Annotated in this window: 16 protein-coding genes; 11 read left to right on the top strand and 5 right to left on the bottom strand. The window is 70.5% G+C overall.

Annotation, left to right across the window (positions count from 1 at the left end):
- Positions 1–30: 30 nt before the first annotated feature.
- On the bottom strand, positions 31–1,380 hold the full coding sequence (locus WMF19_RS33865) for a glycoside hydrolase 5 family protein (RefSeq protein ID WP_437894136.1): 1,350 nt from the start codon (positions 1,378–1,380) through the stop codon (positions 31–33).
- Between the two features lie 679 nt (positions 1,381–2,059).
- Between WMF19_RS33865 and WMF19_RS33860 the strand changes: the two genes are divergently transcribed.
- Positions 2,060–3,187 carry a sterol desaturase family protein gene (locus WMF19_RS33860; protein WP_437894135.1) on the top strand — a complete coding sequence of 376 codons (1,128 nt, stop codon included), beginning with the start codon at positions 2,060–2,062 and terminating at the stop codon, positions 3,185–3,187.
- On the opposite strand, the gene WMF19_RS33855 is transcribed toward WMF19_RS33860, so the two are convergent.
- Positions 3,134–7,084, bottom strand: a complete 3,951-nt coding sequence (locus tag WMF19_RS33855) for a serine/threonine-protein kinase (RefSeq protein ID WP_437894133.1) — start codon at positions 7,082–7,084, stop codon at positions 3,134–3,136. The genes WMF19_RS33860 and WMF19_RS33855 overlap by 54 nt on opposite strands.
- A gap of 1,540 nt (positions 7,085–8,624) precedes the next feature.
- Between WMF19_RS33855 and WMF19_RS33850 the strand changes: the two genes are divergently transcribed.
- From WMF19_RS33850 to WMF19_RS33825, 6 genes are all read left to right on the top strand, one after another.
- Positions 8,625–10,121, top strand: coding sequence for an amidase (locus WMF19_RS33850; RefSeq protein WP_437894132.1), 1,497 nt, complete (start codon positions 8,625–8,627; stop codon positions 10,119–10,121).
- 410 nt (positions 10,122–10,531) lie between these two features.
- Positions 10,532–11,212, top strand: a complete 681-nt coding sequence (locus WMF19_RS33845) for a hypothetical protein (protein ID WP_437894131.1) — start codon at positions 10,532–10,534, stop codon at positions 11,210–11,212.
- A gap of 844 nt (positions 11,213–12,056) precedes the next feature.
- Complete coding sequence (locus WMF19_RS33840; protein WP_437894130.1) at positions 12,057–13,310, top strand: MYXO-CTERM sorting domain-containing protein; 1,254 nt, start codon at positions 12,057–12,059, stop codon at positions 13,308–13,310.
- A gap of 197 nt (positions 13,311–13,507) precedes the next feature.
- Positions 13,508–14,629: an ADP-ribosylglycohydrolase family protein gene (locus tag WMF19_RS33835; protein ID WP_437894129.1), complete on the top strand. Its 1,122-nt coding sequence runs from the start codon at positions 13,508–13,510 to the stop codon at positions 14,627–14,629.
- Positions 14,630–14,763: 134 nt separating this feature from the next.
- A complete protein-coding gene (locus WMF19_RS33830; protein ID WP_437894128.1) occupies positions 14,764–16,179 on the top strand; it encodes an AAA family ATPase in 1,416 nt (471 codons plus the stop codon).
- On the top strand, positions 16,139–16,930 hold the full coding sequence (locus WMF19_RS33825; protein ID WP_437894127.1) for a hypothetical protein: 792 nt from the start codon (positions 16,139–16,141) through the stop codon (positions 16,928–16,930). The genes WMF19_RS33830 and WMF19_RS33825 overlap by 41 nt, the downstream gene beginning before the upstream one ends.
- On the opposite strand, the gene WMF19_RS33820 is transcribed toward WMF19_RS33825, so the two are convergent.
- Positions 16,848–19,268 (bottom strand): NACHT domain-containing protein, encoded by a 2,421-nt coding sequence (locus tag WMF19_RS33820; RefSeq protein ID WP_437894126.1) that lies wholly within the window; start codon positions 19,266–19,268, stop codon positions 16,848–16,850. The two genes, WMF19_RS33825 and WMF19_RS33820, sit on opposite strands and share 83 nt — an antisense overlap.
- Before the next feature lie 147 nt (positions 19,269–19,415).
- Between WMF19_RS33820 and WMF19_RS33815 the strand changes: the two genes are divergently transcribed.
- Both WMF19_RS33815 and WMF19_RS33810 read left to right on the top strand, forming a co-directional pair.
- Positions 19,416–20,252 carry a helix-turn-helix domain-containing protein gene (locus WMF19_RS33815; protein ID WP_437323985.1) on the top strand — a complete coding sequence of 279 codons (837 nt, stop codon included), beginning with the start codon at positions 19,416–19,418 and terminating at the stop codon, positions 20,250–20,252.
- A gap of 99 nt (positions 20,253–20,351) precedes the next feature.
- Positions 20,352–20,846: a VOC family protein gene (locus WMF19_RS33810; RefSeq protein ID WP_437894125.1), complete on the top strand. Its 495-nt coding sequence runs from the start codon at positions 20,352–20,354 to the stop codon at positions 20,844–20,846.
- 87 nt (positions 20,847–20,933) lie between these two features.
- Here WMF19_RS33810 and WMF19_RS33805 read toward each other — a convergent pair whose 3' ends face one another.
- A complete protein-coding gene (locus tag WMF19_RS33805) occupies positions 20,934–21,542 on the bottom strand; it encodes a response regulator (protein ID WP_437901704.1) in 609 nt (202 codons plus the stop codon).
- Positions 21,543–22,666: 1,124 nt separating this feature from the next.
- On the opposite strand from WMF19_RS33805, the gene WMF19_RS33800 reads away from it, so the two are divergent.
- Positions 22,667–23,590 (top strand): undecaprenyl-diphosphate phosphatase, encoded by a 924-nt coding sequence (locus tag WMF19_RS33800; protein ID WP_437894124.1) that lies wholly within the window; start codon positions 22,667–22,669, stop codon positions 23,588–23,590.
- Here WMF19_RS33800 and WMF19_RS33795 read toward each other — a convergent pair.
- On the bottom strand, positions 23,572–23,856 hold the full coding sequence (locus tag WMF19_RS33795; protein WP_437894123.1) for a cupin domain-containing protein: 285 nt from the start codon (positions 23,854–23,856) through the stop codon (positions 23,572–23,574). The genes WMF19_RS33800 and WMF19_RS33795 overlap by 19 nt on opposite strands.
- A gap of 405 nt (positions 23,857–24,261) precedes the next feature.
- Between WMF19_RS33795 and WMF19_RS33790 the strand changes: the two genes are divergently transcribed.
- Positions 24,262–24,684, top strand: a complete 423-nt coding sequence (locus WMF19_RS33790; protein WP_272094931.1) for an RNA recognition motif domain-containing protein — start codon at positions 24,262–24,264, stop codon at positions 24,682–24,684.
- Positions 24,685–24,779: the final 95 nt, after the last annotated feature.

Here is a 24,779-nt window from a genome sequence, read left to right as displayed (position 1 = left end):
GGGAAAGGGTCTGTGTGTTGGCCGCCGGCGCTACTGCATCGAGTTGAGCTGGTCGGCGTAGCTCATGATAAGATTCAGGGTTTCCGTGTCGTCATCGTACACCGAGTACCACCCCTGGAGCTCATGGGGCGGATCGCCGATGTAGTCGTTGCCGAGGAGCCAGTAGTCGTTGCCGTCGTCCGACGGCCTCCCGGTCCCGGCCCAGGCCCAGAAGTTGACGCCTGCGAGCTCCGGGTTCTCGACGACGGCGTCGAACATGGAGGCGTAATACTCGTTCCGCTTGGCGACCGTCGACGAGACCGGCTCGGACTTGTCGTCCCGGGCGAGCCCGAACTCCTCCACGACGATCGGCTTGTTCAGCGCCCTGGCGTGCGCGAGCTGCGCGTCGATGTACCCGTTGCTCTTGGTGATGGCGGCCAGGAGCCCCTTGTCGGCGGCGCTGTCCATCGGCAGCGACGGGTCGTACCACTCCCAGTTCTCGGGCCACACGTGGAAGGTGAGGTAATCGATGCCGGGCACGTCGTGGAACGCCTTGTAATCGCTGTTGGCGTAGTCGCCCCAGTTATAGGACAGGTCGCCCTCCGAGCCGATGGAGACGAGGTGGTTCGGGTCGATGTCCTTGATGAACTTCGCGTTCCTCTCGACCCAGAGCTTGAAGAGCGGGCCCCAGCCCTTGAACGATCGCGGCTCGTTCCCGAGCTGCCACGCCATGATCCCCGGATGGTCCTTGAGCTTCTCGATCAGGACCTTGGCCCGGCTGAAGTAGAACTCCTGGGCCTTCTTGTTGCAGAAGAACAGCGACGAGAGATCCATCTGGTCGGGCCAGGGGTTCGTGTTCGGATCGAGCGTGCCCGAGTGAGGGATGGCCCACTCGCCGATCGCCACGGCCTGGCAGTCCTGGCCTGTGCCCTGCTGGAACCGGATCGAGCCGGCGAACGGCACGTGGTGGTCCGCCGCGAGCAGGGCAGCGCCCGTCGTGGGGTGGGTCAGGCCGACCTGGTACGCGCTGAAGTCCTCTCCGCAGGAGAGGGTCGGCTGCTCGTGAGCCCACTTCATGTACTGGGGCATACCGCCGGACCAGTGCCAGAAGTCGTTCAGCGTCATCACCGCCTTCATCCCGCGGCTGTGCATCTCGTCGAGCACCGTCACCAGGTTGTCGGCGAACGCCTCGAGCTGTGCATCGGCGCACGGTTTGTCGGATGATGCCGGAAAGATCCGTTGTGGGCCGTACTGCTGATCGTTCTGCTGCGCCGCAGGGATGTCGCCCTCGCTGAGCGCCATGATCCTGAGGTTCAGGGCGCCGTGGGCCTCGAGGATGTCGAGCTCGGTGCGCAGGCGCTCGCGGCTGATGTAGGGAGCCGACCAGAAGTTCGTGCCCATATACCTGTACGGTTTCCCGTCGAGGCGCAGCTTACTACCTTCGGCGCGGACGTAGCACTTTTCCGGTTGCTGAGCGCAGTCGAGCTCCTGGCCGCCGCCGGTTCCGTCCCCGCCGCCGCCGGTGGCATCGTTTCCGCCGCTGGCGCCGCTTCCGCCGCCGCCTGTGGCGTCGCTCCCGCCGGTGGCGCCGCTTCCGCCGCCGCCGGTGCTGCCGGACCCGCCCGTGCCGCCGGAGGGCGTGGGGTCCGCCGGGTCGGAGGAGGAGCATGCGGCGAGGGAGAGCAAACCCAAAGCGAGCAAGAAGGTCTTCTTCATGGTCGGTTCCTCATGTGGTTCGAGTGTCGTTCCTCACGGATCGCTGAGCCCTGCAGCCCGGAGCGCGCGTCCGGTTCGCAGGGATCTGCCGAGCTGCTGCGCCACCGTCGCGGGGTGGCATCGCCGGCGGCACCGGTGAGCTCCCGCGGATTCCGCGACGATACAAATCTCCGCTCCCGGTGGTCGCTCGCGCGCCGGCGTGGCTCGTGGCAGACCACTTAAACGGTTCAGCGTCAACAGGGAACAGGTCGGCCGGTGTGGCGCCTTTCGCAGGGTGCGTCTCCGGGCGCGCCGGGGGGATTCCAGGCTAGACTGGGCGGGCGTGAGCCGATCCGCCGGGCGGCGGCTCCGTGGAGGACGGGGGATGTCGCCGAGCTTGATCCTGTTCGCGGTGCCGGCCTTCTTCGCGCTCATCGGCGTCGAGCTCTGGCTCTGCCGCCGCCGCGGGCGCCCCGACTACCGCTTCTCCGACGCGCTCGCCAACCTCTCGTGCGGGGTCGGGCAGCAGGTCATCGTCTCCGTCGTGAGCGGCGGCGTGCTCGTCTATCTGTTCCTGTTCGAGCGCGCCGCGCTCGCGCGGCTGCCGGAGGGCGCGTCGTGGAGCTGGGCGGCCTGCTTCGTCGCGGTCGACTTCTGCTACTACTGGGCGCACCGCGCGAGCCATCGGGTGAACTTCATGTGGGCCGCGCACGCGGTCCATCACCAGAGCGAGGACTACAACCTCTCGGTCGCGCTGCGCCAGAGCTGGCTTCAGCGGGCCCTCTACTGGCCATTCTTCTGGCCGCTCGCCGTGCTCGGCTTCCCGCCGGCGATGGTCGTCACGACGTATACGCTGAACATCCTCTATCAGTTCTGGATTCACACGCAGCTCGTCGGCCGCCTCGGTCCGCTGGAGTGGGTGCTGAACACGCCATCTCATCACCGCGTGCACCACGGCGTCGACTCCGCGTATCTCGACAGGAACCACGGCGGCGTGCTCATCGTCTGGGATCGGCTGTTCGGCACCTTCTGCGCCGAGGGGGCGCCCCCTCGGTACGGCGTGGTCCAGCCGCTCGCCAGCTTCAGCGCGCTGCGCGCCAACGTCGACCCGTGGCGGAGGCTCGCGCGCATGGCGGCGGCGGAGCCGCGCCTCTCCGGCAAGCTGCTCGTCTGGTTCCGGCCGCCGGAGTGGCGGTCCACGGCGACTTCGCCCGACGAGGGTCCGCTGCGCACCGACCCGGATTACGTCCTTCACGACGTGGCGCGCCCCGGCCGGGCGCGCGCGCTCGCCGCGGCGCTCTTCCTCGCGGCGCTGCTCGGCGCGATCGCGTACCTCTACGCGTCGCCGCACATGGCCGCGGGCCCGCTGTGGGCAGGGGCGGCCGTCCTCCTCGCGGCGCTCGCGGCGGTCGGCGCGCTGCTCGACGGGCCGAGCCTGCCGGCGCAGCGCGGGGCGGCGCTAGAGCCCTCGTCGTCCTGCGGCGTCCCCCTCGTCGACCCACGCGCGCGCTAGCTCGAGCGTGCGTGCGTTCTCCTCGACGCGCTGGAGGAACTGCTCGCGCAGCGCGGCATCGTCGAGCTGGGCGGCGACGTCGAGGAGCCTCGTCCGGGCGTGCGCGATGGCGGTCCGGGCCGCCGGGAGGTCGCCCGCCGCGAACAGCGCCTCGGCGTGGACGAGGCGGGTGAACGCCGCGCCCTCCTCGACCATGCCCAGCCGATCGAGCAACGCGACCGCCGCGCGCGCCTCGGCGAGCGCCTCGGGGGTCTCGCCGCGCGCGAGCAGGACGGCCGCCAGCGTCGCCCGCGCCAGCACGACGAGCGGACCTATCCTCTCCAGCTGCGCCACGGCGCGCCGGGCCTCGGCCTCGGCGCCGGCGAGATCGCCCGCGCGCATCAGGCACCCGGCGAGGTAGGTGCGCGACGCGCCCGCGAGCCGGCGATCCCCCTGCGCCTCCAGGAACGCGATGGCCTTCCTCAGGGCCTCGCGCGCCTCGTCGAGCGCGCCCAGACGGCAGAGGGGCGCGCCGAGGGTGCTCCACGCGACCGCCATGCAGCCGTCGAGGCCCATGCGCTCGGCGTCCGCGAGCGCGGCGCGGAGGATGGCCTCCGCCTCGGCGTACGCGCCGAGCTGGTGCTCCTGGAAGCCGAGATCGAGCCGGCAGAAGCAGGCCAGGCGCAGGTTCCCCGCGCGCTCGTGGAAGGCGACCGAGCGCGCGAACAGGGCCCGGCCCGAGCCGTACCGGCCCGCGTACAGCTCGCGCCAGCCGCGCTCGCGGAGGACGACCCCGCTCACGGCCGGATCGTCGCAGAAGCGCTCGGCCGCGGCGTCGATGAGCGCCTGGAGCGGCGTGGCGTGCGCGTAGAGGCCGCTGATCGTCAGGTAGAGCGCCGTCCCCGCGGACGCCGCCAGGAGCGGGCCCGTCGCGCCCTCTCCGGTCCAGGCGTCCGCGAGATCGCCGCTGAGGCTGGCGAGACGATCGTGCTGCCCCAGCCGGGCCAGCACGATCGCGGCCTCGCGCACGGCGGCGTACCAGGGCGCGCTGCGCCGGGGCAGCTCCTCCACCGCCATGGTCGCCCAGCGCGCGGCCTCGACGAGCTCGCCGCGCCAGTGGTGCGCCTCGGCCCGGTGCAGGAGGACCTCGCCCCGCGCCTCGCCGCTGATCCCGAGCTCGATGGCGCGCCCGGTCCACGAGAGCACCACGACGAGGTCGTTCGCGGCGAGCGCCTGCGCCGCGGCCTGATGGTAGAACGCGGCGGCGCGCAGCGGCTCGCCGCCCCGATCGAAGTGCTCGGCGATCACCGCGGCCGAGGGCTCGGCCGCGCGCTGGAGCCACTCGCCGGCGAGCCGGTGGCCGAGCGCGCGATCCTGGTCGGTGAGCATCCCGTAAGCCGCCTCGCGCACGAGCGCGTGGCGGAAGACGAGCTCCCGCTCCCCCTCGAACCTCGCCTCGTCGCGCGCGCCGATCCATTCCAGCCGCTCGAGGCGATCGAGGTGCTCCGCGAGCCCGGAGACGCCGCCGGGGCCTCCGAGCAGCGCCTCCACCGCGCCGCGCCAGAACACCCGCCCGAAGATGCTCGCCGCGCGCAGCACCTGCCGCGCCGCGCTGTCGAGGCGCTCCAGCCGGGATTGCACCATCGCCAGCACGGTCTCCGGAAGCGCGCCCTGGCTCCCCTCGGAGGTCGCCCGGATGAGCTCCTCCAGGTAAAACGCGTTGCCGTCGGCCTGCGCCACGAGCTGCGTCACGGTCTCGGCGCTCACCCCGTCGCCGAGGACCTGCCGCACGAGCCGCGCGCCCGCCCGGGGGCTCAGCTCCTTGAGCCGCAGCTCCTGGAGATCCCTGTTGGCCCAGAGCCCGGGGAACAGCGTGTACACCTCGGGGCGCGCCAGGGCGAGCACCAGGAGGGGCTGGTCCACGAGCCGGCGCAGCGCGTCGTTGATGAACTGGACCGTGGGCAGGTCGCCCCAGTGCAGGTCCTCCAGCACGAGGAGGAGCGGCTGCGCGGCGCACGCGGCCGAGGCGAAATCGAGCCAGGCCCTGCGCATCTGATCGCCCATCAGCGGGGCGTCCTTGCGGGCGGCGCGGAGCGGCGCGCTGTCCTCGTCGGGGAACGGCGTGCCCAGGAGCTCGCCGAGGAACTCCGCCACGCGCTGCGCGTCGGCCGCGCGGACGCGCTCGGTCACCCGCGCGAGCAGCTTCTCCCGGCGCGCCTCGATCGGCTCTCGATCGCGGATCCCGCACGCGCCCTGGAGGGCCTGCCGCAGCATCCCGAACGGGGCGCCCTTGCGGAGCGGGTCGCCGCGGCCGATCCAGACCGCGACGGGCTCGTCGCGCTGCCGGACGCGGCGGATGATCTCGTAGGCGAGGCGCGACTTGCCTATCCCCGCCGGCGCGGTGACGAGCACGGCGCGCGCCCGCGACTCCTCGATGCTCCCGGCGAGGAGGGCCTCGAGGGTGGCCATCTCCCAGTCGCGCCCGACGCAGGCCGTGGGCCTGCCGAGCAGCATGCGCGCGCCGCGGGCGAGCGGCTCCTCGCCTCGGAGCCACAGGCCCGCCTCCGTCTCGACGACCTCGAAGCGGGCGTCGAGCAGCGCGGCGGTCACCTCGTCGATGGCGATGGGCGCGATGGGCGCCCCGCGGCCAGCCGCCGGCGCGCCCGGGAGCGCCGCCGCGGGCTGCGCCAGCATCCGGACGGCGCGGTCGATCACGTCGCCGACGGGCCGGCCGCCCGTGACCTCCACGCGGCCGGTCGTGAGCACCACCGGACGGTCGCCGCTGGCGGCGCGGAGCAGGAGCGCGCAGCGAGCTGCCTGCGTGGCCTGATCCGTGGCCACGCCTGCTCCCAGGAGGATCACCAGGATCGACCCGTCCGCCAGGAGCTCCAGGCACGCGCCGAGCGCCTCGATCTCCCGGCGCAGCTCCGGCGACACGACAGCGACCAGCGTCTCCGAGTCGGCCCTCGCCGGGCAGGCGGCGACCCGCGACGCCGGCCCCATCATCACCACCGAGAGCACCCGCCGCTCCTTGCGGGTCAGCGAGGACTGGCGGTTCGGGTTCGCGCGCGGCGTCGACGGCGCGCCCGACAGCGGCGAGACGCCCATGGCCTCGAGCGCCGCGGCGATCTCCGCGCCGTCGCGGGGGCGGTCCTCCGGGTCCTTGGCGAGCATCCTGGCGCAGAGCGCGTCGAGGGCGGGGGGGACGTCGGGGCAGAGGGAGCTCACCCGCGGCACCTCGTCGAGGAGGATCTTCGCGAGGACGGCCATCAGGTGAGCGCCGCAGAAGGCCGGCTGGCCCGTGAGGCACTCGAACAGCACGCAGCCGAGCGCGAAGACGTCGGCGCGCGTGTCGACGTCCTGCCCGCTCCGGGCCTGCTCTGGCGCCATGTACGCGGGGGTCCCGACGAAGGCGCCTGTCCGCGTGAGCCGCGTGGCCTCGGGGAGCCCGGCGATGCCGAAGTCGAGCAGCTTCACGCGCGCGGCGTCGCCGTTCACAAGGAACAGGTTGCTCGGCTTGAGATCGCGGTGGACGATGCCGCGCGCGTGGACCGCCGCGAGCGCGGCGGCGGCGCCCGCCGCGAGCGCGATCGCCTCGTCCACGGTGAGCACCTGGCGCTGGAGCCGCTGCTCGAGATCCTCGCCATCGAGCCACTCCATGGCGAGCCACGGCGCGCCCGAGGCGCCGAGCCCGTGCGCGACGTAGCGCACGATACCTGGGCACGACAGCTCTGCGAGCACCCTGGACTCGCGAGAGAGGCGCGATTCGTCGCCGGTCCTCTGTTCGTCGAGGCACACTTTGATGGCCACGAGCTCGCCCGAGCGCCGATCGATCGCCTGGAAGACCGCCCCCATGCCGCCGGCGCACGCCTGGCTCACGATCTCGAAGCGGTCTCCGAGCACTTCCCCTGGTTGCATCACCTCGAGTATCGGCGTCCTCGGCGGTGAAAGTCCACGACGAGCGCCAGGGCTCGCCGCCGAGGCCGACGGGCGCGGAGGTGCGGAGCGTCGCCCCCATCTCCACGGGCAGCGCCGCCGCCGTCCGTCCAGCAGGGGCGAGGAGACAGTGGACGATTTCCTGTGAAGGATTCTGAGTCGTCTGTCCCCTCAAAGCCTGTCGCTGTTCCCCGAGACCGGTGTTCTGATCCTCCGTGAGCAGCTCAGATCGGGGGACAACCTCTCTGACGTGGCCGGGGCGGTGTGCGCCGGCGCCGCGCCGCACTTGGCTCTGCAGCATCGCCCCGCCGGGGGCGAAGCCGGGCCGACGTGGACGAGCGCCCGCAGGCTGTGGAGTATGTATAAGGAGGCCCCGTCGATGGGTGGGTAAGCCGTTGATCGAGGGTCGCTTTCCAGGGAGAGCGGATTGCGTGATCCAAAGAATGTTCTGCGACCCGGGGGCAGGCCGCTGCTGACTGTCGGATGATGGCTGATGCGCCGTGAACGACACGGGCCCGCCCGGGGCAGCGGCTGCCTCGGCGAGCGTGCCCCTCCGCGCATCGCTGGGCCGCCGGGCACAACGGGCAACGCCCCTTGCCAGATGGACAGGACCGACGCCGCCCCGCCCCCGGCTCCGGCTCCGGCTCCGGCTCGCACCGCGAGCGATTTGCGCCATGGCGATGACAACCGGTCACAAGGCTGCTCCGTCGCTGCCGGCGAGGCCCCGCCCCGTCGGAGCGCGGTGCACGGTGCGTGCCAGCAAGCCGCGCTGCGGCGCCTAGAGGGACCAGAGGGACCAGAGGGACCAGAGGGACCAGAGGGACCAGAGGGACCAGAGGGGCTAGAGCCGCCAGAGCGGCTAGACCTGAAGCACCAGGGCGGCAGCGACAATCCCAAACAATTCAAAAAATTCGAACATCAACTTGCCACCGAACCCCGACTTGCTATATCTTACATGAAGTATGATGCGCCTAGCTCTCGGATATTCTTCATCTTTGTAGGAGAGCAACCGCATTCGAGGCGCGCTTCTTCTGTCTCTGTGTCACCTGCTTGGCTGGTAAAAAGCCGCGAAGAATTTCCTGCTCAAGGCCGCTGCACATCCTAGCTGAATTGGCTCTCGACGAACCGTCGAGATGGCGCGAATCATTGGGTTCGCTGGACTGGTTGGTTTTGTCATTGTCACGAGTCGGCGATTCGTCCTGAGCGACGAGCGCCGTCCCATGGCCTTGATCGGGCGGAGCCTGACGATTCCATGCCTCGTCGAGCTCTGGTCCGCTGTGCTCGTGTGATTCGAGCTCGAGTTTCCGAATCGGCGCCCGACGGCGGAGATTCATTCGGCATAGGGTCGATATCCTGAAGTGAGAGGGAGCAGTCCATCGTGAACAAGAACATTCTATCTGGCGCTGCCTTGGTAGCAGCCATTTCCGTTGGTATTGCCGCAGGGGCTCCCAGCACCGCCTACGGTGCGACGACCTCCGTTGGCGTTCCCGCTATCGACGTATCTGAGCTCACGATCGCGAAGGTGCAGTGGGCGTACCTGATGCGCCGTTACACGGCGGAGGCTCTGACGAACGCCTATCTCTCGAGGATCTCGCAGTACGAGTCCTCCTACAACGCGTTCACCTCGTTCAACCCGAACGCCGTCGCGCAGGCGCGCGAGATCGACAGGAAGCGGAGGAACGGCGTGGCCCTCGGCCCCCTGGCCGGGATCCCCGTCGTCATCAAGGAGTCGATGGATCACGTCGGCTTGCCGTCGACGGCAGGCTGGGCTCCGCTCAGCTCGCAGGTCGCCGGCGGTGTCGATCTGTTGCCCATCAAGAACTCCGTCGTCGTCGATCGGTTGATCGCCGCCGGGGCCATCATCCTCGGGAAGACGAACATCCCGGCCTTCAGCGACGACGGCACCCGAGCGAACAGCAGCTGGGCGGGGCCCACCTACAACGCCGTGGTTCCGACCCTGGTGCCCGGGGCGAGCAGCAGCGGTACGGCCACGGCGGTGGCCGGCAACTTCGCCGTGCTTGGCCTCGCGGAGGAGACGGGGGGATCCATCCAGAACCCTGCGGCCGCGCAGAGCCTCGTCGGCATCAAGCCGACGTTCGCCCTCGTCCCCACGGCCGGCGTCGTGCCCCTGGCCGGCAGCACGAGGGACGTGGTGGGCCCGATCGCGCGGACTGTCCGCGACGCCGCCGTGGTGATGGATGTCCTCGCGGGCTACTCCCCGGAAGACCCCAAGACGAGCCTGTCCAATGGACACCTGCCCGTGGGCGGCTACACGAGCCGGCTGAGCCAGAGCGCCCTCTGCGGAAAGCGGATCGGCCTGTATGGCCCAGGGTGGCGTCACGGCGGCCTGTCTCCTGAGACGCAAGCGCTGTACGAGCAAGCGATCGAGGAGCTGGAGGACCAAGGCGCGATCGTCGTCGAGGATCCCTTCGCCGGGAGCGGCTTCGCCGATCTGGCCTTGCCCGATGAGCCCTATGACATGCGAGGGACGGAGTCTGTGGCCTACGACTTCCAGCGCTACCTCAAGGGGGTGAAGGTCGGCGGCACCATCGTCGGCTCGATCGACGGACTGGCGTTTTTCACGGGGATATCTCCGTTCGATCCGGTCGACGGTCCGCTGTCCTGGTATGTCGACAAGCTCCCCGTGCTGGCCTCCTCGCTGCTCTTCCCGGAGGACGCGCCCGATCTGTCGGGCTTCTGGGCCCTGCGCGACCAGTACGTGAACGTCTTCGACTCCGTGATGACGGTGCACGATCTGGACGGCCTCGCGTTTCCGCAGACCTATGACACGCTGCCGGAGCTGTCTGGCTCGGACACCTATCCCGCGACGACGGAGTCCGCGATCAACATCGCGGGCTTGCCCGGGGTGGTCGTGCCCGCTGGTCAATACAGCGACGGGGCTCCCTTCAGCCTGATCTTCGTCGGCCCCCGCTGGAGCGAGGCTGAGCTGCTGGGGTTCGCCTACGATTACGAGCAGGCGACTGAACACAGGATCGAAGCTCAGCTGACGTCGTGGTGAGCTCGCGCCTCGCACCTCCGGCGCTGCCGGGGGTGCGAGGGACGAGCGTGGGCGGCACGGCCCCCACGGGCCGCAGCCGGCCGGCTCATGCCCGAGAGCGACAGCGTCGTACCCGCGGGCCCTGGAGTGAACGCGGCCCGGCGGGCGGTCGGCTCGAGGTCGACCGGGCTTCGACCCCGCGACGATCGAGGCGCGTGGGGTGGCTCAGCCCCCATCGTTGACGATGTGACGTGGGACGCCAGGAAGCCGGCGGCACACCCGGGGGGGATGGTGCCAGGGCGCCAAGGCGCATGCTGGCACATCCGCGGCACACATTGCGTGTCACACCATCATTTGCCGTGGTTTTTGTTGGCCGTCACGTTGGCGCTGGTCATGCAGTGGTGGACGTCATGAAGACAAGGAACGCTTCCATGCTGGTTGTCCTGGCGCCCCTCCTGCTGGCCGCCTGTAACGTGAGCTTCATCGAAGGCGCGACGGACGACGGCGGCGCGAACGACCCCGCCGCGCTGCCGGTCGAGAGCGGTTCGAACGACCCCGCCGCTCCGCCGGTCGAGAGCGGCTCGATCGACACTGCGGGCAGCGGCAGCTCCGGGGGCGACGCGGAGCCAGGTGACGCGTTGCCGGCCGCCGCCTTGACGCGCGCTCAGATGGATGTGCTCTGGGACCGGTACTGGGAGAGCCAGGGTGACGTCGGAGGCAGCAGCGGGTCGGGCGGCGGCGACGGCCCGGCGCTCGATCCCAACGATCTCTTCCTTCGTGCCTCGGATCTGGGTGTCTCGTGCGGCTCCCCGACCACGCAACTCCGCTGCGGCGGGCACTGGCAGTTGAGCCTCGTGCTACCCAGCGCCTACCAGCAGGTCGGCGTCTACGATCTCGAGGATCCCGCGCTCATCAGCTATAGCTACATGAGCCAGACGGGTGAGCCCTACTCTCCGCGGCCGGACGACTGCCCGTGGGGAGGCGGGTCGTTCGGGCCGGGCACGCTCGAGATCCTCTCCATCGACAACGCCGAAGTGCGCTTCCGTCTCACCCTGGGCTCGCTCTGGGACACCGATCCCAGCGGCGAGTACACAGCTCCGCGCTGCCCCTGAGGCGCAGGCGTCCTCGGTCGGTCCAGCGGTGGGTCTCTTCCGGTTTCCCGCCGAACGTGGCGAGGGGACCGTCCATGTGCGGGATGGCCAGTCGGACCGAGACAGGGCCATTCCGGTGAACCATCGAGCCGAGTGCGTCAGGCGCGTCACGTTGTCCTCGAGGCCATGTGCGCTCGCGGCTGAGCCGGTGGGGGACGGGCTCGGCGATGGCCGCTTCGCTGAGCTCGCCGTCGGTGCTCGGAGCACATCGGAGCTGGCAGGCTCGAGCGCTCGGGTGACCGGGATGACCCGATGATAGCGTGCGAGCGGGGGGGCGAGGCCGCTTCCGTTCGCGCCCGCGTTGCTCCAAGGAGCCGCGCGCGCTGCCCCTGGCGAGGATGCCGTGAACACGGCTGCAGGGGATAGCATCCAAGTGTTCATCAACTGGAGGTCCCATGCGCGATTCTCGTACGCTGATCAGCATCGCCGCCGCATCGCTCCTGTCGCTCACGGCCGCGGCTGCGCTGGCCCAGGAGGCGCCGCTTCTTTACCTCTCGAGCCCGCGCCCGCACACCGTCATTTCCGGGAACGTGCCGCTCGACGTGAGGTGTTTCGCGACATCGACCCAGGAGTGCCAGCGCCTTTGCGTGGATGTCCGAGGCCGGACGCAGACGGCGACCGCTTGCGTCGACCGCACCCCGAGCACGCCGCCGGGGACGTTGATGCTCCTCACACGCCCCTTCCCGGCGTTCGAATCGGGGGAAGAGCTCACGCTCACGATCTCTGGCAGTGTGAGCGCAGGCACCGAGTCCTCGGCGACCTACGGACCGCTCTACATATCGAGCGCAGCCCGAAGCTCGTCGCGGTGCATCGCGTCCAGGGCTCGATCCTCGATTTCGACGCTGACCGTGTCCTGTTCCTGAGTCAGTTCCAGTCGCTCGGCATCCTCGACCGCGCCTCGCAGCAGGTGAGCTGGCTCGCGACGCTGCCGCAGGATCCGCCCGGGAGCACCCCCACCTACGGCGCGCTCACGCCGTCGGGCGCCGCGATCCAGTCGGGGTACGGTCGCATCTTCACGTCGGTCAACGGCGTGTGGACCAGGATCACTTCGGGCCGGCTGGACGCGGTGAACGGCGACTCGCTGGTGTGGGTCACCGAGGACGGGGGCAGGGCGTACGCGCACACGCCGTCGACGGGGTGGAGTCGGGGCATCTGGAGCCGGACGGGCAGCGACTCGCCGTTCCAGGCCGACATCGCGGCGTCCGGTGACATCTATTACGCAACGTACGAAGAGCCGTTCATCCGCCACCTGCTCGTGGGCACCCTCGGAGATCACCCGGGCAACCTGGAGCGGCCCATCACCGACGGGACGAACGTCGCCGGCCGGTGGTCGGACGGGAGCACGAGCTCGAGCTTCCTGTACACGGCGGATGGCGAAGAGGTGGCTCTCGGCGACTCGATCGCTGGCGACCCCGCGGGGCTGCTCCTGCACGCGGGGCACGCCGGATTCCTGAGGAGCGACGGGGACGTGAACCAGGTGTGGCTGCGGACCCCGGACGGCGAGCTGCACCAGCTCAGCTCCTTCGAGACCTCGAGCCAGCTCGATCAGCAGAAGCTCCGGGTCGGCCACGACGGCATCAGCGATTCTGGCGAGGTGGTGTTCCTCAACGAGGGCAAGCGTTACATCGGCCGCCCGGGCGCCGCGCCCGAGGAGATCAGCAGCGCGCTCGGCCACGCGCGCTGGTTCGACGGGAGCTGGTATGTGACGCTCGGCAACACGCTGTTCCGGGTCGAGGCGACCGGCGCCGCAGCGCCGCCGGTCGCTGCGCTGCGAGCCGGCTCGAAGGGCCTGGAGGGCTACTACAAGGAGGTCGTCGTCCGGCCGATCGGCGATGACGCGCTGGAGGAGGAGCCGGCGCTGCTGAGGCGCCACGAGTCCGACGCTTTGCCGGCTCTGTCGGATCTCGAAGAGGCGACCGGTCTCGCCGGCGACGCGCCCGACGGTGCGCAGGCGGCGGCCGGGTGCAGCGCCGGCGGTTCGGCGGGCCCGGGCAGCGGCGCCGCTGCGTTCGCCGCGCTCGCGGGCCTCGCGCTCGCGCGGCGGCGCCGGCGGGCGTAGCCAGCCACGCGCGCGGAGCGCCGAAGGCGCCGAGGAGGGCCTGGTTCCGGAGCGGGTTACCGCCGCTCTCGCGACACGGTGTCGATCCTCGTGCTGAGGGACTGCCATCCTGGCAGGCCAGGCGTCCTGGCCAGGGCGCCTGGAGGCGCGGATCTCCGCTGCGCTCTCCGGGCACGGAACGTGAAGCGCGCGCTCGCATGCCCATCGAGACGATACCCATCGATCGCGAGGATCGCCTCGCCGGCGTTCTCCTTGGGACGGCGGTCGGCGACGCGCTCGGCCTGCCCAGAGAGGGCCTGTCGCGCCGGCGCGCCGCCCGCCTTTTCGGCGCGTCGCCGATCGAGCACCGCTTCGTGCTCGGCCGCGGGATGATCAGCGACGACGCCGAGCACGCGTGCATGACGGCCCAGGCCCTCCTGGCCGCGCCGGGGGACGCGGCGCGGTTCGCGCGCGCGCTCGCGTGGCAGCTCCGCGGCTGGCTCGCCTCGCTGCCGGCGGGCGTCGGTTACGCCACCTTGCGGGCGATCCTCAAGCTGTGGCTCGGGTTCTCTCCGGAGCGGAGCGGCGTCTTCTCCGCGGGCAACGGCGCCGCGATGCGCGCGCCGATCCTGGGCGCGGCCCTCGCGCTCACGCCGTCGCGCATCGAGCCCATGGTGCGCGCGTCCACGCGCCTCACGCACACCGATCCGCGCGCCGAGGAGGGGGCGCAGATCATCGCCCTCGCGGCCGCGTATGCCGCGGTGCGCACGCCGGAGCATGTGAATCCGGCCGAGCTGCTCCCGATGCTCCGCGAGCGCGTCGCGGACGAGGAGCTCCGCCGCCGGCTCGACCGCGCGGCGGAGCTGCTCGGCCGGCGCGCCTCGCCGGAGGACTTCGCTGCAGCGATAGGCCTCCATCAGGGCGTGAGCGGCTTCATCGTGGACACCGTCCCAGCGGCCCTGTTCTGCTGGCTCGCGCACCCGGGCGACTTCCGCCGCGCGGTGGAGGACGTGATCCTGCTCGGCGGCGACGCCGACAGCACGGGCGCGATCGTCGGCGGCCTCGCGGGCGCGACGCTGGGGGCGCGCGGGATCCCTGGCGCGTGGCTCGACGGGATCGCCGATTTCCCTCGGTCGGTCGCGTGGATGCGGCGGCTCGGCGCGCGGCTCGCGCGGTGTTTCCGGGGCGAACGCGACGAGGTCGCCGGGGCGGGGGAGGAGCGAAGCGCCCGAGCGGAAGGGCCTCTCGGCCTCTTCTGGCCCGTGTTGCCGCTGCGCAACCTGGTCTTCCTGGCGCTGGCGCTGGGGCACGGATTCCGGAGGATGCTGCCGCCTTACTGAGGTGGGGCGACGGTCGTGGCGGCATTTGCGCTCCACGTGCCTTCGAGCACATGCGCCGCTGAGCGGGCGCCCTGGCTTATTGAAGCTACGCCGGGAAGCGCGCTCTTTGCAGTGCTTGTGGCTATAGTCAGCGGGTGACGAAGCGTCGCAAGCAGAGCAAGTCGTCGTCCGTGCCCCCGATGGGGGCGGGCACCGTTGATGGATCACGGCTCGTCCTCGAGAACGTCCGCTGCTTCGTGCACAGCGAGGTGCCGCTCGGGGCGCAGGTCACGGTCATCATTGGGCAGAACGGCTCCGGCAAGACGAGCATCGTCGAGGCGCTCGCCTCGCTCGCGCCCGGCGACGGCGAGGGGCTCGACCGGTTTCCGCTGCGCCACGGCGGGTCGGCCGGGTCGATCGCGCTCTACGGCGCTGGCCCCGAGCCGATCGCGCGCTGGACCGATGGGGCAGGGCGCTTCGAGCGCGCGCGGCTCCCGCGTGGGCACCACGTCTTCGGTTATGGGCAGTATCGCGCCCTGCGCCCGCCGGTCAGGCCGCGCCAGGCGACCGGGCCCGCGCTCCTCGGTCCGGAGTGGGAGCCGGCGCTCGTCCGGCCGCTTCCAACGCACCTCGAAGACGCACTGCGCCGGCAGGCCACGCGCACGCTCGTCGATTTCGACGAGTACCTCTTCCGGGACCTCGCCGCCTACGTCGCGCTCCTGGAGGAGCGGGGCGAGTACGATCCCGCTGCACGAGTGGTCTGGAAGCGGCTCCACGGGTGGCTCGTGGGGCTCGACAGGCGCATCGAAGACGTGGAGATCGTCGAGCAGGAAGGGCGCCGCGTGGCGGCATTCCGTCGCTCGGGCGTCTCACTCTCGATCCTCGAGCTCTCCGACGGGTACCGCGCCATGCTTTCCGTCGTGCTGGATCTCGCGATCCGCTATGCGCAGACGTTCTCTACGCTCGACGATCCGCTCGCTGGCGAGGCCTTGGTGGCCATCGACGAGGTCGACCTCAACCTCCACCCTCGCTGGCAGCGGCGGATCATCGACCGGCTCACGAGCTTGTTTCCGGGCACGCGCTTTGTGCTGACCACGCACTCGCCCGCGGTGGTGCAGGCCGCCATCGACGACAAGGAGCGCGCGATCGCGGTCCTCGTGCTGGATGAGAAGCCGGGCCAGGGTACGACGGTGCGGCAGTTGACCGAGGGCGACCTGGAGAGGCTCGACGGCGCCGAGGTCGACTCGGTGATGGTTGACGGCGCCGTCTTCGATGTGCCCTCGCGCCTCTCACCGACGTACGAGGCGCTGGAAGTGGAGGCTGCCGAGCTCCGGCAGAAGATCGAGGGCGGCACGGCGACGGCGCGCCACCGGCAGAGATTGCTGAAGGTGCTGGACGAGCTTCAAGGCGTGCTCGCGCGGGAGGAGGAGCGGGAGGGCAAGGGCCCGCTGCTGTCCGAGATCGCGCGGACGCAGATCGCGCTGCTCAGGGTGCTGGATTCACAGCTTACCGGGAAGGGAGGGGGACGGCGTGATCCGGCTCCGGCGAAAGGGCGTCGCAGCGCCCGCTGACTGGCAAAAGACGGTGGACGCGGCGTTCCCGGATGCGGCGGCGTTCTGGAGGAAGGCGAGGGCCTTCGAGAAGCTCGCCGAGCACGGGACGAGGCGGAAGAAGGGGTTCGCGAGCTATGCGCCGGAGGTGCTGCCGGCCGACAAGGACGGGAAGCCGGATTTCCCGCCGGTCTGGCGCACCGATGCGCGGGTCCGACAGGCGATCGCCCGGATGTCGCACGGCTTCTGCGCGTACTGCCAGTCTCCCGTCAGTTCGACGCACCCTGGGAAGGGTGGAGAGGACAGGCCGCCGGGGCAGGTCGAGCACTTCCGGCCCAAGGCGCGTTTTCCTGCACAGGTTTACGCGTGGGACAACTACTTCCTGGGGTGCATGGGGTGCAACGGCACAAAGCACGACAAGTGGCCGGCCGAAGGGTATGTTCGGCCTGATGAGGGCAAGCCGGGCAGCCGTTTCGTCTTCGCGGAGAACGGCGAGATCAAGGCTCGTGAAGGCGATGAGCAGGCGAGGTGCACGGTCGAGGACTTCGGTCTGGACCGCCATTGGCTCACGAAGCACCGGGGGCAGGCGATCCAGAGCCATCTCGACTTCGTGCAGAGGCTGATGGGACGTCCCGGCATTCAGCTTCAGGACATGTTGATAACGCGTCCTGTGGCGTTCTCCGAGGCGATCAACCAGAACGTGTGGCGCGTTTGGGCGAACGGGCGACGGAAGAAGAAGCCCTCGCGTGCGCAGCCTCGGCGCGCGCGATGAGCGCGTCGAGCTTGTCTCGCTCATGAGGGTTCTCTTCCATGATCCTGAATCCCCGCAAAAGTCGAATGGCGCTCGGATCGGCGGATGGGATCGCATCAAAAAAGATAAAAAATGCTCTCTCTGAGTGCTCGATTAGGCACTTTATGTAAACTGCGGCACACATGGCAAGAGTGTAGGGCTGATCCTCCATCTTGGTGAAGACGGCGAACGGGCGATTGGTTTGAGTTGGATCTTTTAAGAGCTTTAAGATTGCCCTCGTTGCCGGCTCATGTCGAATGTAGGCAAGAGCAAATACTATCGAAGCCTTGTCTTCCGTGCTCCCCTTGTCGAGCCAGCGAAGGAGCACCGGTCCAGCTACTTCGCCGAGATGGTAAAGCATATCGAACTCGGTGGGGCTCGCCGGCGGAACCAGCCGTGTCACGCGTTTCTCGATCTCCTTCCGGAGCGCTTGCCTGACCTCGATGGCGGTTTCTGCACATTGGGCCGCGAGCATCGTCCCTTCAGCCACGCCCTCGCCGTCTTTGTCGAGCAGCCCGCGGATGATCCGGTCCGCGTGCGCCCCCGGGAACCCGGCGGAAAGGATGATGACCTCGTGCCACCACTTGTCCTTGTGTTTGCGCAGCAGCTCGTCGTATGCGTGCGCGTTCACGAGCTCCATCGCGGCGAGGTACTCCTGGAACGTCAGGTGCGAGAATGCGAACGACCCCGGCGCCCGCTCCACGAGCACGCCGTTTCGGTCGCGGATCTCGGCGACGATCGCCTCCGCCTCCTCCTCCGGGCGGCCGAGATCCGGCAGGTGCGCCGCGAGCCTCTTGACGACCTCCTCCGCGGGCAACTCCGCCACGCGCGCCTTGTGCATCGAGAGCGCGAGCCGGGCGAGCAGGGCGCGCTTCGCGTGGGCGTCGAGCTTGCCGATGGCGGCGCCGTCCGCGAACTTGGCCCGGTCCCACTCATAGAGCAGCACGTTTGTGATCGCCTCGTACAGGGCGACCCGTCGCTCCGGGATCCGCTGACCCAGGAAGCGGTGGACGACGCAGATGACCGAGCAGAGGAGGGGAGTCTGCGCGAGCTTCTCGATCGCCCGGCTCGTCCTCACCCGCTCTTTCAGGTCGTCTGCGGCGGCGCGCGCGTCGATCTCGGCCTGTCCGCGTGGCTTGTTGAGGCTCAGCTCGGCGGCCAGACACCAGCGATCGATGAAGACGGCGACCTCGTCGCGCGTCATCGGCACGAGCCGCGCGCGCGCAAAGCCCCTGGGCGCGGCCTCGTCCTTACCGGGCATGGCGGCCGGCCTCGTCGTGACGACGACCGGGATCCCCGGATACGCATCGAGCATCGCCGTGAGGGCCGGGAGCACCTTCCCTGCCACGTGCGTCCGGGCTTCATCCAGGCCATCGACGAGGAGCAGCGCACGGCCGCGCTGCAGCGCTGCTTCCACGAACCAGGCCTCGACACCGGCGGCGCGAGCGATCTCCTCCGGGGTCGCCGCGGCCTCTTGAAGTGCCCGCACCGGCACGACGAACGGAATCGATGCCCGATCGCCTCCTTGGGTCGAGGTGGTCAGCTCGCCCCGAGCGGCGCGCGTCGCCAGGTAGGCGAGGAGCGTCGACTTGCCGCTCCCCGGCTCACCGATGATCAGGAGCCGCGGGTGGCTCACGAGCGCGTCCGTGGCGAGCACCCGCGGCCGCTCGAGGGCGTGCAGCATGGCGCTCGCTGCCTCCGCTTCGGCCGCCGTCGCTCCGCCCTTGGGTCTCTTGCCCGCTCCTTTCCTGGGTTTCGCCGCGCGCGGCTCCTCGGACGGCTCCTCGACGTGCAGCGGCACATAGGCGATCTCGAGATCCTGCCGGACGCGCGCGCTGAGCTGGAGTCCGCGGATCTCGATCTGCCCGTGCCTCGCCTCGATCTCCCGCCGGTAGGCCCGCTCCGCGGCAGCGAAGCGCGCCTCTTCGTCGCCCCTGGCTGCCGCCTCGAGCACCGCGCGCTCTTCAGCGCACCGAATCTCGAACACGTCTGCATCCGGAAAGGCATCCTCGAAGCCCTTTTGCCCCCACCGCTCCACCAGCGCGCGTAGCTCCCCGCGCAGCCCCTCCGGAACGGGATAAGGCCCCCGCGCCTCGAGCGCATCGAGCAGCCGCCGCCTTGCCCGCTCACGCCGGTTCTTGCGGACCATCTCGGGCAGGTCGCCGCTCGCCCGAGGGGCCTCCGGCGCGTCGGCGAAGACCGTGTCGAGCACCGCTTCCTTGGACTCCGTCGCCGTGTGTTCCATCTTGGAGCGGCGCTTCGCCCCGACGGTCTTGCCTCGCCCCGCCCGGGTCTTCGCCTCTCGTACGGCCGTCGTCACGAGCCGGCATCCTAGAGATCGGCCTCCTCACCGTCCAGCCGCCGAGCGCCGCGCTCTTTCCGGGCCGCGCCTCGCAGGCTACGCCACGCGTCTGGAACGGCTTCCTCACGCCTCTGCCCATGGCATGCTGCCCCTCCCGGGCCGCCCATGCGCTTCGTCACGTACACCCCGCCTCCTCCACTCGGCCGCTTCGTCCGCCTGCTCTGGTACTACGCCGCCCCCGAGCTCCCCGACCTGCTGGAGCGCGTGCTCCCCAGCGGCGCCATGAGCCTCCTCATCAACCTCGCCGAGGACGAGCTGCGCTGGTACGACAACGCTGCCGAGGACGGCGCCGCTCGCTGCCACCGCCTCTCCGGCATCGCCGTCTGCGGCGCCCACGCCGAGCACTTCGCCATCGACTCGGCGGAGCAGCGCGCGATCGTGGGCGCGGAGCTCTCCCCGGGCGGCGCGGCCCCGTTCTTCGGCCCGGACGCCGGGGAGCTCGGCGGCGCCCACGTCTCGCTCGACGCGCTGTGGGGGCGCGAGGCCGCCCTCGTCCGCGAGCGCGTGCTCGAGGCGAAGACCCCCGAGGAAAGGCTCCGCGCGCTCGAGTCCGCCCTCGCAGCGCGCCTTCTCCGGCCGCGCGCGTCGATCGAGCGCGATCCCTCGGTCGACTTCGCGCTCGCCGCGTTCGCGGACCCGTCCCGCGCGTGGACCGTGGCCGACGTGACAGGGCAGCTCGGGATGAGCTCGAAGCGGTTCATCCGGAGCTTCACCGAGCGCGTCGGCCTCACCCCGAAGCGTTATTGCCGTGTGCAGCGCTTCCAGCAGGCGGTCTCTGCGATCGAGCGCGGCGAGCGCGTCTCCTGGGCGGGCGTCGCGGCCGCGTGCGGCTATTACGACCAGGCGCACTTCATCCACGACTTCCGCGCGTTCGCCGGCCTCACGCCCACCGAGTACGTGACGAGGCGCCGCGAGCGGAACCATGTCCCGCTCGGCGGCTGACCACCGGCGCTGGCCGAGCCGGCGCTCCCAGCTCGGCCGGCTCAGCCGGCCGGCATGTTTTTACAATACCCGCTCCGGCCGCGTGGGCATCCTTCGCCCATGACCCAGCGACAACACCCCATCGCCCCGCCCCCGTACCACGCCGTCGTGCCGCACCTCGTCGTCGCCGGCGCGCCCGACGCCATCGCGTTCTACAAGAAGGTGTTCGGCGCGACAGAGAAGCTGCGCCTCGCCGACCCGAAGCTCGGCGGCGCCATCGTCTGCGCCGAGCTCGTGATCGGCGACTCCATCGTCAGCGTCGCCGACGAGGCCCCCCAGTGGAACGCGCGCGGCCCGAAGGCGCTCGGCGGCTCGCCGATCGTCCTCACGCTGAACGTCGAGGACCCCGACGCGGTCGCCGCGCGCGCCGTCGAGGCGGGGGCCAAGATCATCTATCCGATCGCGGACCAGTTCTACGGCCGGCGGGAGGGCAGGATCGAGGACCCGTTCGGGCACCAGTGGATCCTGTCGGCCTTCATCGAGGACGTCTCGGTCGAGGAGATGCAGGTGCGCATGGCGAGGTGGTGGGAGGAGCAGGGCCCGAGCGGCGCCTGATCCGCGCCGCGTCGGCCGCGTCGGCCTCGCGCCACTACGCCGCCGCGCCGCAGCCCGCGCCGGTCGCGGGGCGGCGCGGCCGCAGGCTCACCGGGCCCATCGCTTCCGGGCCCGGAGCGTGGACGCGGCGGCCCTCGCCGGCTCCGGCTCGTGCGGCAGATCGTGCGGCGTGGCGCCGCACGTCACGCAGGCCTCCAGCTTCGTGGATCTCGGCGCGTGCGACGACTCCGGCGCCATGCCGGCGTCGGGCCAGCCGCACGACATGAGCTCGCTCCCGGCGTCCGTCGGCGTGAGCGAGTCCGCCATCGAGTGGACCGAGCGCTTCATCTCGGTGAGGCGCGCCAGCTGAAGGACGAGCGCCGTGAGCCGGGCCGGATTGAACGGCTTGAGCAGGACGTGGTGATACACGGCCTCCTTCGAGCGCGTGTACTCCTCGGCGCCGGTGATGAGGAGACAGCTCGTGTACACGGGCATGTTCGCCACCCTCCGGAGCAGCTCGTCCCCTTTCATCCCAGGCATCACCACGTCGGAGCAGACCAGGTGAAACTCCCTGGCTTCGAGCAATACGAGCGCCTGCTCCGCCGACGTACATTCCACGACGTCGACGTCCCCGGAGAGGACTGCGGAGATGGACCTCAGCGCCCTTTCGTCGTCGTCGACGACGAGGACGCAATACTTTCGTCGGGAAGACGAGATCGTGGCGTCCCTGTGCTGACCCTGCGAAGAGGTGCGATGGACTCTTACGGTCGATGACACGGTGGCTGCCTCCCTGCGACGATGGCGGGCCCGCATCTCCTGCCGCTGTGCCGCGGAGTTGCGCGAGCGCGCTTGCGTGGTGTCGAGGGCCTGCACGGCACCCCCCGGCGCCGACGGCCTCTTCTATCGAGGTGTACACGACGATGTTTGTTCGAGTCAACCGCGCAACATGCTCTCTCGACAGGCCAGCGCGAAGATCTCGAGTTCCGTTCGACCTGCTTGGACGGTGTCGTGGAGGCACTCGGGACGTCGAAGATGCAACGCGAACGGCCCAGTTCAGTGCGGCTGCGGGCGCGCGCCTCGGGTCACGATCGCGATGCACGGCGGAAACAAATGCAACTTGTTCGAATCTTCACATGGGTATCGTGTGAGCTACTGCACTCGCGATGCCCTTCTTCTCTTCTTCGCACGCTTTCACACGGTTTCGCACGGCTGGCACTTACGTGCTGATCGGGACTTCCCTGTTTCTGTCGGGGCTTCCCCTGTCTCAGCTGCCATGTTCGTGTGGAGCTGGCGGTTTCGTGCTCTGCGGCTTGCGTCAGCCCGTGCGATCGCCCGCGTCGAGCCGTGGGGCGAACTGCGGCAGCGACCGGCAGGTGGCTCGAATACTCCTGTTGAGTCCGCCAAGCGATGGCTCGTGAAACGGCTCCTGTCGATGCGGGCGGTGTTTGCGGCGATTACCGCTGTGCTGGCGCCCTCTCCGCTCGTTGGCCCAGGTGAGCGCCGACTACGACGCTCTCTTCCGCGTCCTCCACGCGCGGCCGCGAACACGGCGGCGCGCGGCTCTCCGCGCTTTGCGCGGCCGTCGACGGCGAGATCGTCCCCGCGAGGACGACGCGCGCCTCGCGGTCGAGCGTGCCCCCGCTGGCGCGCCCTGCCGCCGGCGCCGCTCGCCCGCGTGGCTGGCGGCGCGGCGCTCGGGGGGCCCTGCCCCCACGGGATCTCGCGCCGACGGCCGGCGCTCTCCATCGCGCCGCCGCCGCCGCGCCGCGATCCCGCCACGCGGCGCGATCCCGTGCGCGCTCTCGCGCACCTCTGGCCCGCGTGAGGGTAGACTCGGCGCAATGTTCTGGTTCGATGCCGTCCTGCTCGGGGTCCTCGAGGGCCTGACCGAGTTCCTTCCCGTCTCGTCCACCGGTCATCTCATCCTGCTCGGCGCGTGGCTCGGTCACCAGAGCGAGGCGGCGAAGACGCTCGATATCGTGATCCAGCTCGGCGCGGTCCTCGCGGTCGTCGTCTATTTCCGCGAGCGCCTCTCGACCACCGTGCGCGGCATGGTCCGGCGGGATCCGGACAGCCTCCGCCTCGCGCTCGCCCTCGCGTTCGCGTTTCTCCCCGCCGCCGTGGTCGGCCTGCTCTTCCACAAGGCCATCAAGGCGTACCTGTTCGGCCCGGGGCCCGTCGCGGCCGCGCTCATCGCCGGCGGCCTCCTGATGATCGGCGTCGAGTCGGTCCGCCGCCGCCGGCCGGATCAGGGCGCTCCGCGCGTCGAGGACGTCACGCTCCAGCGCGCGCTCGCGATCGGCTTCGCGCAGTGCTTCTCGCTCTGGCCCGGCGCGTCCCGCTCGATGACCACCATCGTCGGCGGGCAGCTCTCGGGCCTCAGCACCGCCGCGGCCGCCGAGTTCTCGTTCCTCCTCGCCATCCCGACGCTCGGCGCCGCGACCGTCTTCGATCTCGTCAAGAACGGCCGCGCCTTGCTCGACGCCCCCGGCGGGATCGTGGCGCTCGTGGTCGGGCTCGCCGTCTCGTTCGCCGTCGCCCTGCTCGTGATCGCGGTCTTCCTGCGTTACCTGAAGCGTTATGGCCTCGCGCCGTTCGGCTGGTACCGCGTCGCGCTCGGCGCGCTGGTCCTCTGGCTCTGGCTCGCGAGCCGCTCCGCCCCCGCCGAGGCCGGCGCCGCCGCGGCCTCACCCGCGCCGCGGGGGGACGTCGCGGCCGCAGCGGACGGCCTCGCCCGTACCGGCGGTCACCCGAGCCGCCCGTAGGCGTAGAGCCAGCGGGCCGTCGTCTCGCCCCGGTTGCGGACGGTGTGCACCACGCCGGCGCGGATCTCGATCTCCTCGCCGACGCGGGGCACGATCGTCGTGCCCGCGAGCGTGAGCTCGAGCTCGCCTTCGAGGACCATCAAGAACTCGTCCTCGTCGTGAACGTAGTCCCTCCACACGCGGCCGGGCGGATCGGTCCAGAGCCCGCCGTGGAAGCCGCGCGCGCGCCAGCGCTTCAGCACCTCGTCGCGAGTCGCCGTATCCATCCGCGCCATCTTGCCCGAGGCGCAGGACATCTTCCACGTCAGCGCCGGAGCGGCATGGCCCGAACGCCCGAGCCAAGGCGCGCCCGCCCTCGTCGAAGCCGGCGCCGCGCGTCCGCGCTCGCGCGGGGGCCTGCACCCCTGCACCACGGACGGCCTGCTTGCGAACGACGGCGCATCGGGCTAGGATGCTTCTTCTCACGAACGTCCCTGGCCCTCGATACGACGCTTTCCCGCTTCCCTCGCTTGAGGGAGCCTGCAGCTCGCTCGGACGACTGGACGACGCACCGTGTGACCGCGCGGGAGTTCCGCGCGGCACGTCTCCGTTCGATCCGTTACGGCTTCGTCGGATGGCAGGCCGAGAGCGCCGCAGTGGCGCACCAGAAAGCCGTAAAAAAGCAGGATGGCATGGGAAATCGTCTCTACGTAGGAAACCTTTCGTTCAGCACCACCCGCGAGACCCTCGAGTCCGCGTTCGCCGCAGCCGGCGAGGTCCGTGAGATCGCGATGCCGACCGACCGTGAGACGGGGCAGCCGCGTGGCTTCGCGTTCGTGACCATGGGCTCGGCCCAGGCCGCGAACAGCGCGATCTCGCAGCTGAACGGCGCCGTCCTGGATGGCCGCGCGCTCAAGGTCAACGAGGCGCAGGAGCGCCCGGCCCGCGGCTTCGGCGGCGGTGGTGGTGGCTTCGGCGGCGGCGGCGGTGGTGGTGGCTTCGGCGGCGGCGGTGGTGGCTTCGGCGGCGGCGGCGGCGGCTTCGGCGGCGGTGGTGGTGGCCGCGGCGGTCGCGGCGGCTCCGGCGGCCGCGGCGGTCGCGGCGACCGGTACTGATCTCGCGGGCGCGGCGCGGCGCCGCTCGTGCGCCGCGCCTGCGCCTTCAGGACGCACCGCGAGGTGCTGAAGAACGCGCCCGGAGGCGCTGAAAG

The sequence above is a fragment of the Sorangium sp. So ce124 genome, from assembly GCF_051525235.1.
Taxonomy (GTDB): Bacteria; Myxococcota_A; Polyangia; order Polyangiales; family Polyangiaceae; genus Sorangium; species Sorangium atrum.
This window is presented reverse-complemented; position numbering and strand designations above follow the sequence as displayed.